At 61.0% G+C, this 14,347-nt stretch carries 13 protein-coding genes; 2 read left to right on the forward strand and 11 right to left on the reverse strand.

Features of this window, described 5'->3' with window-relative positions:
• Positions 1–269 precede the first annotated feature (269 nt).
• The 10 genes from ACRAQ3_RS20325 to ACRAQ3_RS20370 all read right to left on the reverse strand — a co-directional run bounded on the left by ACRAQ3_RS20325 (position 270) and on the right by ACRAQ3_RS20370 (position 11,615).
• Positions 270–1,429 (reverse strand): IS3 family transposase gene (locus ACRAQ3_RS20325; RefSeq protein WP_432257154.1). Its coding sequence is split into 2 segments (ribosomal slippage): positions 270–1,180 and positions 1,180–1,429, totalling 1,161 coding nucleotides; the frame shifts between segments, so codons are not numbered across the junction.
• 241 nt (positions 1,430–1,670) lie between these two features.
• Entirely contained in the window at positions 1,671–3,542 is a 1,872-nt protein-coding gene (locus ACRAQ3_RS20330) for a malectin domain-containing carbohydrate-binding protein (protein ID WP_432257155.1), read from the reverse strand.
• Positions 3,543–4,341: 799 nt separating this feature from the next.
• On the reverse strand, positions 4,342–5,340 hold the full coding sequence (locus tag ACRAQ3_RS20335; RefSeq protein WP_432257156.1) for an IS30 family transposase: 999 nt from the start codon (positions 5,338–5,340) through the stop codon (positions 4,342–4,344).
• A gap of 306 nt (positions 5,341–5,646) precedes the next feature.
• Positions 5,647–6,672, reverse strand: coding sequence for an IS110 family transposase (locus ACRAQ3_RS20340; RefSeq protein WP_432257093.1), 1,026 nt, complete (start codon positions 6,670–6,672; stop codon positions 5,647–5,649).
• Between the two features lie 237 nt (positions 6,673–6,909).
• Complete coding sequence (locus ACRAQ3_RS20345) at positions 6,910–7,542, reverse strand: hypothetical protein (RefSeq protein WP_432257094.1); 633 nt, start codon at positions 7,540–7,542, stop codon at positions 6,910–6,912.
• 303 nt (positions 7,543–7,845) lie between these two features.
• Positions 7,846–8,424 carry a hypothetical protein gene (locus tag ACRAQ3_RS20350; RefSeq protein ID WP_432257095.1) on the reverse strand — a complete coding sequence of 193 codons (579 nt, stop codon included), beginning with the start codon at positions 8,422–8,424 and terminating at the stop codon, positions 7,846–7,848.
• A 332-nt stretch (positions 8,425–8,756) separates the two neighbouring features.
• The gene (locus ACRAQ3_RS20355) at positions 8,757–9,254 is read right to left on the reverse strand and encodes a hypothetical protein (protein ID WP_432257096.1); all 498 of its coding nucleotides are present in this window, start codon (positions 9,252–9,254) and stop codon (positions 8,757–8,759) included.
• A gap of 908 nt (positions 9,255–10,162) precedes the next feature.
• Positions 10,163–10,552: a hypothetical protein gene (locus ACRAQ3_RS20360; RefSeq protein WP_432257097.1), complete on the reverse strand. Its 390-nt coding sequence runs from the start codon at positions 10,550–10,552 to the stop codon at positions 10,163–10,165.
• 28 nt (positions 10,553–10,580) lie between these two features.
• Positions 10,581–10,943, reverse strand: a complete 363-nt coding sequence (locus ACRAQ3_RS20365) for a hypothetical protein (RefSeq protein WP_432257098.1) — start codon at positions 10,941–10,943, stop codon at positions 10,581–10,583.
• Positions 10,944–11,126: 183 nt separating this feature from the next.
• The gene (locus ACRAQ3_RS20370; protein ID WP_432257099.1) at positions 11,127–11,615 is read right to left on the reverse strand and encodes a hypothetical protein; all 489 of its coding nucleotides are present in this window, start codon (positions 11,613–11,615) and stop codon (positions 11,127–11,129) included.
• A 354-nt stretch (positions 11,616–11,969) separates the two neighbouring features.
• Between ACRAQ3_RS20370 and ACRAQ3_RS20375 the strand changes: the two genes are divergently transcribed.
• Entirely contained in the window at positions 11,970–12,983 is a 1,014-nt protein-coding gene (locus ACRAQ3_RS20375; RefSeq protein WP_432257100.1) for a hypothetical protein, read from the forward strand.
• A 322-nt stretch (positions 12,984–13,305) separates the two neighbouring features.
• On the opposite strand, the gene ACRAQ3_RS20380 is transcribed toward ACRAQ3_RS20375, so the two are convergent.
• Positions 13,306–13,482 carry a hypothetical protein gene (locus ACRAQ3_RS20380; RefSeq protein ID WP_432257101.1) on the reverse strand — a complete coding sequence of 59 codons (177 nt, stop codon included), beginning with the start codon at positions 13,480–13,482 and terminating at the stop codon, positions 13,306–13,308.
• A 624-nt stretch (positions 13,483–14,106) separates the two neighbouring features.
• On the opposite strand from ACRAQ3_RS20380, the gene ACRAQ3_RS20385 reads away from it, so the two are divergent.
• Complete coding sequence (locus ACRAQ3_RS20385; RefSeq protein WP_432257102.1) at positions 14,107–14,307, forward strand: hypothetical protein; 201 nt, start codon at positions 14,107–14,109, stop codon at positions 14,305–14,307.
• Positions 14,308–14,347 lie beyond the last annotated feature (40 nt).

Below are 14,347 nucleotides of genomic sequence, written 5' to 3' on the forward strand. Positions count from 1 at the left end.
CGACCCCGCAATCGCTTTTACGGATCCGTGGCTCCTCGCACCTGCCTTGAGGTTAAACGGACGCCGCCACGAAGCAACCATTTTTTTGCCACAATCCGCTGGCGATGAAATGATCTTGCGTCAGGATTCCCTATTGTCACCAATTTGGAAACGCTCCATCCGGCTATGCGCTTGGTTGCCGTGAGCAATAGGGCGTGCCCCTGCTTCGCAATCCGCGGGCCCTGCGGCTTCGGTCAAGACCGGTGACCTGCCCCCCGCCGGTCCCTCGGTCATAGTGAGAGTTTGCGGGTTTGAGATTGGTAGTTGGACTGGTCGTTTCGGGCAAGCGCGCCGGGCGCGGCGCTCTCAAATTGCTCAAGCGCTCGGCGCGCCTCGAGCGGCGTCTGGTTCCCGAGCGAGGAGTGCGGCCTGACGGTATTGTAGTCGTAGCGCCAGAAGGCCAGCTTTCGCCGGGCATCGTCCAAGGTGTCGAAGACCTCCTCGTTCAGCAGCTCGTCGCGCACGCTGCCGTTGAATGACTCGATGAAGGCATTCTGCTGCGGCTTTCCGGGGTCGATATAGTGCCAGGGCACCGCGTTCTGATCGGCCCATTTCAGAATGGCCCGACTGGTGAGCTCCGTTCCGTTGTCGCTGACAATGCAAGCGGGCTTCCCGTAGATCCGCACCAGCGCGTCCAGCTCGCGCGCGACACGGGCACCCGAGATGCTGGTGTCGGCGATCAGGCACAGGTTCTCGCGGCAGCAGTCGTCGATCACCGCGAGGATGCGGAACTTGCGCGAGGCGCCGAAGCTGTCCGACAGGAAGTCGAGCGACCAGCGGGCATTGGGATGCGTCGCCTCCGGCATCGGTGTGCGCGTGCCTCGAGCCCGCTTTCGCCCACGTCGTCGCTTCACCGACAGCCCTTCCTCGCGGTAGAGCCGATACAGTTTCTTGTGGTTCATGATCATGCCTTTGCGCTCCAGCAAGATGCCGATCCGGCGGTAGCCGAACCGACGCCGCTTCCCGGCGATCTCCTGCATCTCCCTGCGGATCTCGGGGCAGTCCGGCGGGCGTGGGCGCCGGACTGTCTTGGGATCGACACCGACAAGCTGGCAGGCCCGGCGTTGCGAGATCTGGTGATCCCGCATCGCCCGCAGGGCTGCCTCTCGCCGCCTGGCCAGTGTCGTCAGTTCTTTCCCAGAAGGTCTTTCAGAACCACGTTGTCCAGCATGGCATCGGCCAGCAGGCGCTTGAGCTTGGCGTTCTCATCCGCCAGCGCCTTCAACCTCGCGGCGTCGGACACTTCCATGCCGCCATACCGGGCCTTCATCTTGTAGAACGTCGCCGGGCTGAGCCCATGGCGACGACACACTTCGGCAGTTGGCATCCCGGCTTCCTGCTCCTTGATCATTCCGATGATCTGCGCCTCGGTGAAGCGGCTCTTTCGCATCGTCTGCTCCTTCGCGATTGAGCAAACTCTACATCAGACTGAGGGATCGCGAGGGGGGCAGGTCACCGGCATTGATCCATGCCATGAGCGCGCGCCCCGCACCGAATACGGCGGTGTCACCGGCACGGTTCTCCGGCCCGCGTGAGGGCGCGGAGTCCCATGGCCTCAGGATCGTGTCGCTCGAGACCGGGCTGTGGCCGGTCTCGGGCCAAGACGCGCGTTCGACCGCTTCGATCTCTTCCTAGCCGAGCTCGACCCAGTTCGCACCCTGGCGGACATAGGTGGTGTCGTCGAACTCCAGCCGCTCCATGCCGGTGAGCACGTCGCGATCCCCCTCAAAGGTGACGATCACCTTCTTGCCGAGATTCACGCCGTAATCGCCGAAGTCACCATCGAACATGACCGTGTCGCGGCCTTTGCCGCCCACCAGCTTGTCGTTGCCAAGATCGAAGATGAAGGTATCGGCTCCGCCGCCGCCCAGCACCCTGTCATTGCCGGCGCCGCCATCGAGCTTGTCGCCGCCGCCTCCGCCCGTGATCTTGTCCCGGCCATCATCGCCGACGAGAACGTTCTTGCGACCATCGCCGACGAGCGTGTCGTTGTGCGTGCTGCCATGGACGTTCTCGATCTTCAGCAGTCGGTCACCCTCGGCATCACCCCCCACGCCGCTGCGTTTGGCCAGGTTCACCGTCACGCCTTCATCCGAGGCGCTGTAGTCGGCCCAGTCCTTGCCGCCTCGACCATTGAGGGTATCGGCCCCCGCGCCGCCGATCAGCACGTTTCCAGCCTTGGAGCCCAAGAGCTTGTCGTTCGCGTCGGAGCCGATCACGCCTTCCATGCTCTTGAACTTGTCGCCGCGCGCATCGCCGCCCTTGGCCACGCCCTTTTGCAGGTTGACGGTAACGCCCTTTGCGGAGTCGCTGTAGTCGAGCGTGTCGAAGCCCTTGCCGCCCACGAACTTGTCGGCGCCCTTGCCGCCGGCCATGATGTCATCACCCTTGCGGCCGATGAGCGTGTCCTTGCCACCTAGGCCGACGATCAGGTCGTTGGCTTTCGTGCCCTTCAGGGACTCGCCGGCATCGCTGCCTTCGACCACGTTGGTCACGGCCGAGAGACGGCCTTCGGCCACATCCTGCACGGCGATCTCGAAGTTCTGGCTCAGGCTCAGCCCATCCGCATCCGTTGCCGTGATGGTGAGGGGGATGCTGTAGGCCTCCTCGAAGTCGAGACTGGCCTTGGCCTTCAGTTTCAGCACACCGTCCACCACTTCGAAGCGGTCGTCGGAGACGGTGATCTCGGGCGCGTCACCGCCATCCGGATCGGTGACCGACACTTCGCCCACCACGGCGCCGGCGGCGTTCTCGGTCACCTGGGTGGCGGACAGTTCGATCTCGCTGGGCATCTCCAGGATCTGGCTGATCTGGATCGCGTTGATCTTCGGGTTCTGATTTTTGTCGATGAAGGTAAGGTTCAGTTCGTCATCCACGGCCGTGTAGACCAGTTCTCGGGTCAGCACCGTGCCGAGGAAGGGCTGCTTGGCCGACATCTTCGACGGTGTCGGCGGCAGTTCCTGCCCCAGCGCCGCCGCCGCTTCACCCAGCGGGTTCATATCGGCGAACTCGGCAAAGGCAGTGCCATCGACCGTCACGTCGAAGATCCGGTCATTCTGCGGAATGCGAAACGCCCCGGTCCAGTTCTCGACGTAGAGCAGCGTGATCTTGTAGGTCGCACCGGTCTCGACGTCGAAGTTGTAGGTCAGGGGCTCGTCATCATTCGGTAGCGGCCTGATCTTGTCGTGGCGCTCGTGGACGAAGAGCTGCCAAGGCGCGTAGTCCGCCACTGCGGGATCGGTGTAAGTGACCTCCGCTTCGGAGTCGGTGCTCTTGCTGGTGAACTCGTGTTCGACATCGCCGGTGACGGAAACCGGCCCCGTGCCGTTCTCAAGCGCCAGATCGCCGGTCCAGACCGGGCCGCCATCGATCGCGGCGACATCGGTGCTGCCGGCATTGACCCGGTAGACGATGGTTTCGGTGGAGGCAGGGATGACCTGCTGCGCCTCGGGCGTATCGTCGATATCGGACGCGCTGGCGGAAAGATTGGGGGAAAGTGCCAAGATCGTTACCTCTGGAATACGCGTTAAAAAACGGAGAAGCACAAAATCCGCATCTCAAACGGCATGTCATGGCTGCCGGGAAATGACCTGATCAGGTTCGGAAAATGGCCTACGGAATGCAATAGGCCGTTATTGCCGATCCATGATCCCACTCGACACCGCAATATCTTTTGCGGATCCGCTGCTCCTCACACCTGTATGGAAGACGTTAGCAATCCCGCGCTACGGAGCAACCATTTTTTTGCCACAATCTAATATTGTGAAGACAATCTTCGGGATGGCTCTTCATTGGGTCGACCCGAGGGAACGCGCCGTTCGAGAGGGGCGGGGTGATGTCGCGGACGTTCCTGGCGATTGCCGCGCGCCTTCCAGCAAGGGGGAGACAGCTCAAGGCCGGACCCGGATGACACACCGCATTGACCGATCGCGAACCCATCCGCCTAGGTCGACTGGATCAGTAAAATGCCAATCTACCTTCGATGTCGTGGTCACTTTGCCTAATACCGACCTTCCGGTTTGGCTCGCGAGGGCAAACGCAGCGCATCTCACTCTCAGAGACGCTGGAACCACTCGATTGATGACCGACCACCGCACCTCGTGGCGGCGGGGTGAGAGCCGAGCGACTGCTTAGTCTGTCATGGGACCCCGCGATGCTTGGCGGGATCCCGCTTGTTATCGCGGTGGTTTCGGCTCTGATATGGGGTCAAGGCAGAGCCGACTGCCGCCGCCTCACTTATACGAAGGCGAAGTCGCTATCCTCGAAGACGAGTGTGAATTCAATGCTGGTTGCGACACGGGTTCAGGACCGGTCGAGTTGGCGGAGTTCCTCTGCGAAGGCCTCGGCCGGTGTCCAGTAGCCGAGGCAGCGTCTTGGCGTGGCGTTTAGCTGCGCGCTAATCTCGACCATCGCACGATCCGATAGAGCGACGATGGCCGTATCGCGCGGCAGGTAACGCCGGGCACGCTTGTTCAGGTTCTCGACCGAGCCCTTTTGCCAAGGTGCCTGCGGAGCGCAAAACCACGCTTCGGTGCCTATACCCGTTCTCAGATCACGCCAGCGGTTGAACTCAAGCCCCCGGTCGAAGGTAATTGAGCGCCGAGCAGACAGGGGCAGGGGCGACAGCAGGGTGATCAGGCGGTTCATCAGGTGCTTCGAGCTGCGGTCGTTGTTGCGGAACAGGACTGCATAGCGGGTCTTGCGCTCCACCAGCGAGGCCGCGTTGGCCTTGTCCAACTCCTTGCGAAAGATCATCAAATCGCCTTCCCAGTCGCCGAGCCGGCTGCGGTCGTTGACGTGATCCGGCCGGTTCTGGATCGCGCGTTCCAATGGAAAGACGAGACTTCGGGGCCGACGGGCGTAGCGAGGTTTGCGCTGGCGGCGACGCTCGGGCAGGTGACGCGCCAGGTCCTGGCTCTGACCATCCTGCGAATAGACGAAAGCGTAGATCGTCTCATGGCAAATGGTGCTGCGATGCTCTTCGAAGCGGAGCCGCCCGGCGATCTGCTCAGGTGACCAACCGGCTTTCAAGCGATCGATGACGGCCTCGCGCAGGGCCGTCATCCGGATCAGTTTGCGATGCCTGTGGCGACGCTCGGCAGCCCGTTTCTGGGCCAGCATGCCGTAGTAGCCGCTGAGCTGGGGCAGCTCGCTGTCTTCGAACCGATTACGCTGGATCTCGCGGTAGATCGTCGAACGGTGGCGGGACAATCTCGCCGCGATGTTCGCGACGGACATCTTCGCCTGTAGGGGGTCTTCAACCAGACGCTGTTCTCGTAGATCCAGCTCGCGGTAGGCCATCTTCCAAACTCCTGTATTTGCGACAGGATAGAACGTTTGTCGCAACCCACGTGTGGATGCCCCCGTTTATGCGAGTGAATTATCGACGTCTGGATAGCATGATCGGGTGCTGTCACGTGTCCGGCCTGTTTGTGCGGCGCATGTGACCGCTGGCCCTTATGGAGATACGCGAACTTGGGTCCAAATCAGTTTATCGGGCTCGAAGCCGCGAAGGGTTGCACTGGTTTCCCGAGTTCATTCTCGTCGATCCGCTTTCCTTAGTCGATCCTTTCGTCCTCACACACCTGCCGGGATCTGAGGTTTGCCTTATGCGACAGACCTCGGAACTCGATAGTCTTGGCCCGTCGCCAGCATTGCCCAAAGCCTCCGGGCCATACGGTTGGCCAAAGCAACCGCCACGACCATTCGAGGCCGCGTCTCGAGTGTACGGGTGAGCCACGGTTCGACGCAACGCTTTCTCCGTTCGATGGCATTGAGCACGGACATAGCTCCTATGATCAGCAGCCGTCTGACGTCTTTCTGGCCCATTTTCGTGACACGCCCCAACCGGTCCTTGCCGCCGGTTGAATGCTGCCTGGGAACCAAGCCAAGCCACGCGGCGAAATCGCGGCCGGTCCGGAAATTCTCTGCGGGCGGGCAGAATGCTTGAACTGCCATCGCCGACATAGGACCGACGCCCGGCATCGTTTGCATCAGCTGCGCGTCACGCGACGACCTCGCGCGCAGCTTGATCTTTGCATCCAAAGCCGAAATCTGCTCGCTTATTGTAGCGATCTGTACCAGAAGGCACTCTGCCAACGATCCTGCCAGGTCAGGCAACTCTCTGGCTCGTGCTTCGACTTCATGTCTGAAGGTGTCCGGGTTTCGGATCCTGAGCCGAAGCACAATCCCGAATTCGGCCAGATGTGCGCGAAGTCCATTGATGCTCTGCGTTCTCTGGCGCACGAACATCTCGCGCGTCCGGAAGAGCATCGCTTGGGATTGCTGGTCTGGCGTCTTCACAGGTACGAAGCGCATCGATGGCCGTAACGCCGCTTCAGTAATCGCCTCCGCATCGACGGCGTCGCTCTTGTGGCGTTTGACGAACGGTTTCACGTACCCAGCTGGAACCAGCCGCACCTCATGTCCAGCAGATTGCGCTTCTTGGCCCCAGTAGTGAGCGGAAGCACAGGCTTCCATTGCGATGACGCAGCGCGGTGCTTCTGCCAGAAACCTGGTGAACTGAGACCGGCTTAACTTCTTGCGGTAGATCGCATGGCCACCAACGTCAGCAGCATGAATCTGGAAGACGTGTTTCGCCAGATCAACGCCTACGATGAATACCTCTGACATCTTTTCCTCCTGCATTGCCCCGAGCCAGAGCAGCTCGGACGGTCCCACATTGGACCGGCAGGAGGGGCATCCAATCCATCAGTTTAGAAAGTGCCTGCTACAAACAGCCTATGCGTGTAACGTTCATTATGTTAAATATTGAAAGCGATTTGCGGACGTAGCCAAGATACGAACTAGACCCGTATCCTGGTTCGATGCCCTGCAAGCCACATTGATCGCAGGGCACCGAATTGCAAATCAGCCCTTGATGTCCAGTGACGGCCAGAGCGCTCTTTGCTGCAACGGAAGAATGCTCCGAACGATTTCGAGATACCGCTCGGCCTTCGGGATGACAGGCGTATCATCGTCCAGATCGTAGAGTTCGATGATGCAGGACCATGGCATAGGGCAATCCTCAGCATCCTCCCTGATACTGTCCGGATCATCGATCATAGCCATGTCGAAGAGAACGCGCGCCCTCGCGAAGATCACGACACAGATACGATAGTCATCGTAGTCATTTTTCGCGGTCATTTTGTAGCGGACCACGTCACCATGCACATGCTCCGCCATGTAAAGATGCTCCAAGGCAAATCGTGCAGCACGTTCCTTCAAGCCTCCTTCCGGAAGATTGGCGTAGCAGGAAAATACAACCTCGTCGTCCTTCGAAACCAAGAAGCCTTCGAGGTGTCGTTCAAGCCCGGTGGAATCAAAGAACCTGGCTGTGTGATGCGACATCATGCCGATGATATCGCCGGGCTGGGCTTCTTCGAGCGGCGGAAAGTTCCATTGCGCCGCACCCATACAGCGCCAGACCCGAGCCCGGAATGGTGTCACTTCCCATTTCCCCATATCTTGCATGGAGAAATTTATAGGGTTTTCAGGCTTCATTTCTTCCTCTTATTCGTGAGTGCTTGGATTCCGCTTCGCCAAAGCGAAACGAACACGTGCAGTGAATTCTACAAATTGGGTTCGTCTCGCTCGGCACCCGAGGTATCTGTTTTTCCTAACATTATGGATTTTTCCCAAGCCTAGTTTTCATTTTTAATTGCCGGTGCCGTCCTGTTTGCGAACCGCAGGCCAACGCTTCGGGGTAGATCTGATCCGCCTCACATCGTGATGATCGGCCCGCGCCTCACGACGAGCGAGCAAATTGCCGCGAACTCAGACCAATATCGAATGCTAGGCCTCCAGTTACGCATTAAGAAGACTTTCGGGATCGGAGAACTCGATCTGGCATGCTTCTGGCAGCAAGTTGAGCTCCCGCATGAAACCGAAATATGCCTTCAGTTCAGTGACTGTCTGTCGCATGTTTTCCAGCGACTCCTCCGCGTGAATGAGCACCTGAATATCGTTTACGGACTCCGTGTCCTTCGCCATATCGGGAGCAGTGCCGATCACAACGGTGAATTTCTCGAAGTGCAACGTCTCGCATTTCCCCTCGATCTTGCCGAGAAGGGCGAGGTAGGAACGCGCCAAAGTGTGCACCGAAAGCCAGCTGTCAGTGAGGGCCCTGACGGTGTCATGCGCGTCGGACGTCATGTTGAAGACGGTCGCATCGCAGGTCCGACCGTCGCCATTCGCCACCACGACATACGAGTATTCGGATACCGAGCCGCCTCGATATCGCTTCCCGACGCCGTGCGCGAGGCTGATCGCAAGAAGTTCGTCCTTTGCCGCGGTCTTCAGGGACCGGAGGCGCAAAAGAACCCGCGTAGGAAAGGTGGGACGCGGGGGCGGGACAAAGGAGAAGGTGGGGGTGACGATCGGCATCGTGAATCCTTTGGGTTGGGCGGTCTTGGTGTTCCCCGTATCTGGGTCCGTCTGCCAAATGCGAAAAACGGGTTGGTCAGATATCGGGAGATCGCGCCGCATAGGCCCCAAGCCTACGCGATCGGCATTCCAGAGATCGGGGCGCGCATGATTCCGCGCGAAGGCTTAGGGATGGGCATGAGATGCCCGGATTGAATAGTCGCGAATGAGGCGCCCATGTCAGGGTGCGACCTCCGCGCTTGGACGGAACCGGGTTACTCTTGCAAATCGTATTGCTCCGTCGGGTGCCGGGGACCGCAATACGCAATCCCCGGGCCGGGGGCAGATCTGCTTCAGTAGTAGCCGGCCTCCTGATCTTCCTCGCAGTCGAAGAACGCGACGAAGTCGAGATCAGGGAACTTCTCCCGCAGGGCCTCGATGATGCCTTGAGGCGGGCTCCAGGCCGTGGTGAAGCTATAGGACGCCATTTCTTCGTCAGTGTCCTCGAAGAGGTCGATCGGGCCCCATTTCGTGCCCCAATGCGCCTCACGCCAACAGTCGGGATCGAGCCGGGCCAATCCTTTGAAGTGGGCAAGTTCCGCTTTCGACAACGGGCGGGCCACCGTGTTTCCGTCCGGGCCTGCTTCCTCGATCCAGTGACTATGGGTCTGAATTTCGCCATCGACGGCAAAGTCCATTTTTCCCGATTGCATCAGGTCGAAGAAGGCAGGCTCAGGAAGGACGTTCTCGAAGGCGAACATGGAGGTGTCAGACTGCACGAGAGCATAGAACTCGGCCATGATTTCTTCGTCGCCGGCTACGGTAACGCGGTTGTCGCAATAGTTGGGCATGGTGGTGGTCTCCTTGGCATGCCGATAGGGGCCGCGCCGCCGATCAGACGGTGCGGATACTGGTTTGGTCTGGAATTCCGATTGGGCTTGCCGGGCCTGAGCCAACCCACCGCAAGGCACGCTTTGCCTCGCGCGGCATCACGCTGCGGGCGTCATGCCGATGATCGGGTCTTGAACAGGAGCGGGCCCGACGGGCCTTAGCTGAGGGGAGAAGGGTTGGGGTCGGTCCCGAAAGAGCGGACATCCCCATGAGCCCGAACATCCGGGCTGAAAGATCGGGCAGGCATGCCCTGCCAATCTGCCGGAGCGTCCGGCAGGTGAGTTCGATACATCATTTGCGTTTCAGAAGGCAAAAGAAGACCTGCACCGTGAAACGGCGGTGGGCCGTCAAACGGTGTTGAAACGAGGAGTCAAACCGGGTAGCAAGCCTGTGCTAGAGAACTTGAAAGCCCTTTGGAGCCTCGGTTTCGAAGGGTTTTCTTGTGCCTGTATCTGCTCCTTGTTTCGTTTCAGTTTTGACACCACGCAGAGGCGGATTTGCCTCCTTGTCGCTTGTGGTTGCGGCGCCCCGAAGCCGGGATGGTCTCAGCGGCAGTGCGTCGCAACACGGCACATTCTTAGCCAATGGTGCCCGCCTTGCCCATGGAGAGGAGTCAAACCAAAGGCCAATTTGCGTAAATCCCGCAAGAGCTGTTTTTCGAAAAGAAATGAGTGGCTTACGCGAAAAATACGCCAACACAGGGAAGTTTCCACACCCTATACTTATCCACAGGCTGTAACCTTTTCGTGAAACTTTGAAACATTTACCTCCTAGCTTTGTTGTGCCTCGACCGGTGCGCAACGGGGCCAAGTCGCTCAGGTTCTACCGGAGGTCGAGAGCCTCTGATCCGAGCCCGGCCCCTGCCCCTTCACTTTCGAAGTTCGCTCGCGATCCGTTCCGCGCGCAGCCGGTTGCGCACCGCCCCAATCCGCACGGTGAGAAGGCTCAGCGCCGACCGAAGGGCGATCAGCGCCATCGCCGCCTCGTTCGTCATCTCCTGTTCATAGCCTCTGGAAACGGCCTGCTCTTCGGCGCTGGTCCGGCTCCGCGTGCCTCGGCGAATGGTCGCGTCGAGGTCCGCCGAGAAAGCGTAGAACGCGTGGATCTCGAGCGCCGAGAAGATCGTCGTCTTTGCCAATGCCCGGCGCAGCATCGCGGCGCGATGCTGCTGCGACGGTGACAGTCCCCTTGCCCTTTCGGCTTCTGCAAAGGCCGTCTCGGTGGCTTCCACGGCGTCCAGGGCGTGGTTGATCCGCACGACGAGGCTGTCGCTTTCATGGCACCGATCACACATGACAGGCCTCCGTCTCCTGTTGAGCCTGTGCGGCGTTAAGCGCCTCCTTCAGGGCCTCGGCCAGCAGGCAGATTTCCTCGACTTGCGGTGCGATCGGATCGATCGCGGCGAAGCAGGCTGCCTCGATACGGCCGTCATCATGCACGTGTTCCTGGCGCAGCAGGCCGAGCAACGCCTGCGCATCGCGCGCCATCCTGCGCGTAAGCGGCACCGGTCGACCCAGATCGTCGAGCAGACGCTGCGCGCGCAGGAGCCAGGGCTGACCGCCGAGGCACCAGGCCGCGTTCTGTAGTGCGAGGTCGTATTGAAGAGCGAACCGGTGGAGAGCGGAAGGGGGGATTGGTGTGTCGAACATGGAATCTTTCCTTGAGATGTGCGGCCCGGCGGCACGCCGCGGGCGACAAGGCGGTCCTGTCCGAATTGGAGGACCACAACGGATTGACGGTGGAGGTGTGGAAGGCGGTCTTCGGGGGACATGGGACGGTGATCCGAGGCGCCTTTGCTCAGAGAGCGCAGGTTTGGCTCTACGGACGCAGCGCTACCTTCCCGACTGGTGGGTGAGGCCTTGCCGGTCGGCTGGCCTGCAGGACAGCAGGGGCCGGTTGTGGCGATGGAGGCTGGGTTCTGGCGTGCCGGAGGGCCATGCCCGGCCCCAGGGCATCCGTCGATCAGATCCGCGAGTGACTTGCCTCTGGACAAGCGCAAGCCGTGCCGCGGCTGCGCCTGTGAGCTGACCGATGACGGCCGTGTTCAGCACTGGATGCGTCTCGAACGCAGGGTCGTCGAGCGGCACGCGCAGCCGCCGCGCCGCATCGAAGACGGTCGGCTTGCGGAGCGACGCGCAGGCCAGTTCGTCCGGATCAGTCACTGGCACCAGAAGGTGAGGCGCGCGGGGGCGACCGCTCGAGGTGCCATAGGCGAGCGTTGCGGCGCACTGACCGTTCTCGATATAGATCGCGAGCACGAGCGTGGGACGCACCTTCGGCGGCTCATCGCCGTCGCGCTCATGCGGGAAACGGTAGGCCACGATGTCACCGGCGCAGAGCGTCGATCTCCAGTCCAGTGGCGATGAATGGCAGGCAGAATGCGTAGCATGCATGGGGCAGGATCCTTCGGAGAGTTCATCTCCACCCGTTCCGCTGGCTTGCGAGAGCACTGATGTCCGGTTGGGCGGCACCCCGTCGCGCCCAACCGGACATCAGTGACCTCGCACGCTTTTCGGCCGCGCTCATAGATCTGCCACTTGGCCATGAAAAATTTCGCCAAGATCAAAGCTAAGATCATAAGTAGCTGTTATAGATAAGAAAATATCGCCTCAAACTCGCGCTTCTCCCTTTTGCGTGACAACCAATTTCCTGATCACCAAAACCGGAGACACAGCATGACCACGACCCTTACCAACCGCCCCTTCTTCGACATCACCGCCGCCGACGCCGACGCCGAAGGCTGCCTGCAGCGCCTCGAGGCGATCTGCCCGCTCCATGCGTTCGACACGATCATCGACCTCACCGCAGGACCCAGTGCCCTCTCGACCAGCCTGCGCAATCGGGTCGCCCTGGGTATCCCTCCGCGCCCGGCCGGCCTCTGCGTTGCCAACCCCGAGACCTGGACGCCCAACTGCAACTACGGTTGTATTTTGGCGGTCGCCACCGCGCCATTCGGTAAGAGCGGCATTTCTGCCGTGGACTCCTTCAATGCCGCGGCCGGATATGCCGATACCATTGCTTTCCTGCTGCCGCGCAGTGTCCGCAAGCCGAGCCAGCAGAACCGCTTCGATCCGGCATTTCACCTGATCCATGACGAGGACGTCGTCGGCCTGATCATCGGCGCGGATGGCAAGGAGCGCACCGTGCTGTGCGCCTTCCAGATCTGGCAGCGCCGCGCCACGTCTCGGCCCAAGATCGTGCAGCCGAAGTCCCACCCCGATTTCATCTTCAGCGATCGCTCGAACGCCGATCTCGCGGTGCAGCGCGTCGGTGCCAATGCGGGCCGGATCAAGACAGTCGCCGAGGCGGGCAGTGCCAACTCGCACTACTTCCTGAAGGCCATCGATGGCCGTGCGGATGATCTGCGCACCCGCCTCGCCACCATCGACTTCGATCTCCTGCGGCACCAGGTGGCCGGCATTCCGTCGATCTCCAAGGGAGATCTCGCGTCCCTTTACGAAGCCGCCCGCGTGGCCGCAGGCGAGATCCCGGCCATCACCGGAGACGCCTCCGCAAGCGTGCTGCCTGCCGCGCCTCGCACTGCCATCTCCGACATGCCCTCTCCCGAAATGCCGCTCTTCTTGCAATTGATTGATGGCGAGGCCGATTGGGATGTCGAAACCAAGGCGGCGGGTCCGCTTCGTCGCGACGAGTTCCTGGTCCGGCTTCCGGAGATGGGCACGAACTGAAGGCGCGACATCCGGAGGTCCCTCACGCGGTGGCCTGGAGGCGGCCGCCGCGCGAGGCCAGCGGCCGTGAAGGCTGTTGCAGGCTTCGCCCCTCCTGGCGCTGCCATTGACGACCGCACGGACGAGAAGCCGCCTGCGGCACCGCTGCCGCCCTTCCCACCTGACCCCTGGGCAGCCGTGCCTTCACCAAGGCACGGCGCCGTGGTGCTTGGGGCCAAGGGGTTCTGCCGCTCGGCCTCCGCATCATGTTGCCCCCCTATCCCCTTCCCCTCAGTCCAGCGAGACGCCTCAACAATCAGGCGATGCCGGCTTGCCCGCAGACTTAGAGCCGAGCGAGCGCGCACAGTGCCTCGCGAACGTCATCCGGGTGGGTATCGAGCTCGATCTGCTCGGCGAAGGTGAGCGCGCTTTCGAGATAGATCCTGTCGATCGAAACCGGACCCGTCTTCAGCGCCACGCGCAGCGCTGCATAGGTGGTGTAGCCCAGCCCGCGGGCCACCAACTCCATCCTTCGGGAGGGGTCGACCTCGGGAAGATGTCTGGCGACTTGGCGCTTCAACTGCTCGATCGCGGAGGCTTCAAGCGTAAGTGCTACGAAGTTCAGTCCATGTCCTTTCGCGTTTTGTCAGGCCAAGCCTGGATCGGCTGCCCTGACGAGGACGTGGCTGCCTCTTGCGGAAGACAGAAATTATCGGGTCATTTCAGTCGTCAGCGCGGTCGTCGCCGGAGCCCCGAGAAAGGCGCAAAACGCACATCCTGTCGGGGATCTGCCGCTGCTCGCACCGAAAGCCCCGAACATTCCGCCGATGAATGTTTGGGGCCGGCTGTGCGGCTGACGAGGAACTGCCGCCATGGCGGGATTTCGACCATCGATCTGTGCGAACGTGTCCCGCGATCGGTCTGAGGTCGCGGAGAATGGATCGAACCGATCGCCAGTCGCGCCGGCGGGCTTCCTGTCAGACGCCTCGTGCCCGGACTTCGGATGTCTGTCGGGGCCCGCACTTAATCGAGGCCTTAGGCACGAACATCACTTATCGAACCAAACCGCTTTGTCGTTCCTGCCATCGAACCAAGCTTCCTCCTGAGGCGGCACAACGCCGTAACTTAAGAGGACCTAACCCCCATGACCACCAAGTATCCCCACATCAAAGTCAAGTTGATCGGCGAAGACGGCAATGCCGTCGCCATCGTCATGCGGTGTCGCCAGGCCGGCCGACGCGCCGGACTGAGCGAGGGCGAACTGACTCGTTTCCTCGATGAAGCGCTCTCCAGTGATTACAACAACGTCATCACCACGGCTCGGGACTGGTTCCGCTGCTATTGAGGACGCCATACGTTTTCCCGTTGGTGCGGGCGGCAGGGTG

The sequence above is a fragment of the Limimaricola sp. AA108-03 genome (assembly GCF_050847355.1).
Lineage (GTDB): Bacteria > Pseudomonadota > Alphaproteobacteria > Rhodobacterales > Rhodobacteraceae > Limimaricola.

What these genes read in the sequence shown, in the direction of transcription:
- ACRAQ3_RS20335 (WP_432257156.1), bottom strand. Translation starts at nt 5,340, where the DNA reads ATGGCCTACCGCGAGCTGGATCTACGAGAACAGCGTCTGGTTGAAGAC.
- ACRAQ3_RS20340 (WP_432257093.1), bottom strand. Translation starts at nt 6,672, where the DNA reads ATGTCAGAGGTATTCATCGTAGGCGTTGATCTGGCGAAACACGTCTTC.
- ACRAQ3_RS20345 (WP_432257094.1), bottom strand. Translation starts at nt 7,542, where the DNA reads ATGAAGCCTGAAAACCCTATAAATTTCTCCATGCAAGATATGGGGAAA.
- ACRAQ3_RS20350 (WP_432257095.1), bottom strand. Translation starts at nt 8,424, where the DNA reads ATGCCGATCGTCACCCCCACCTTCTCCTTTGTCCCGCCCCCGCGTCCC.
- ACRAQ3_RS20355 (WP_432257096.1), bottom strand. Translation starts at nt 9,254, where the DNA reads ATGCCCAACTATTGCGACAACCGCGTTACCGTAGCCGGCGACGAAGAA.
- ACRAQ3_RS20365 (WP_432257098.1), bottom strand. Translation starts at nt 10,943, where the DNA reads ATGTTCGACACACCAATCCCCCCTTCCGCTCTCCACCGGTTCGCTCTT.
- ACRAQ3_RS20375 (WP_432257100.1), top strand. Translation starts at nt 11,970, where the DNA reads ATGACCACGACCCTTACCAACCGCCCCTTCTTCGACATCACCGCCGCC.
- ACRAQ3_RS20385 (WP_432257102.1), top strand. Translation starts at nt 14,107, where the DNA reads ATGACCACCAAGTATCCCCACATCAAAGTCAAGTTGATCGGCGAAGAC.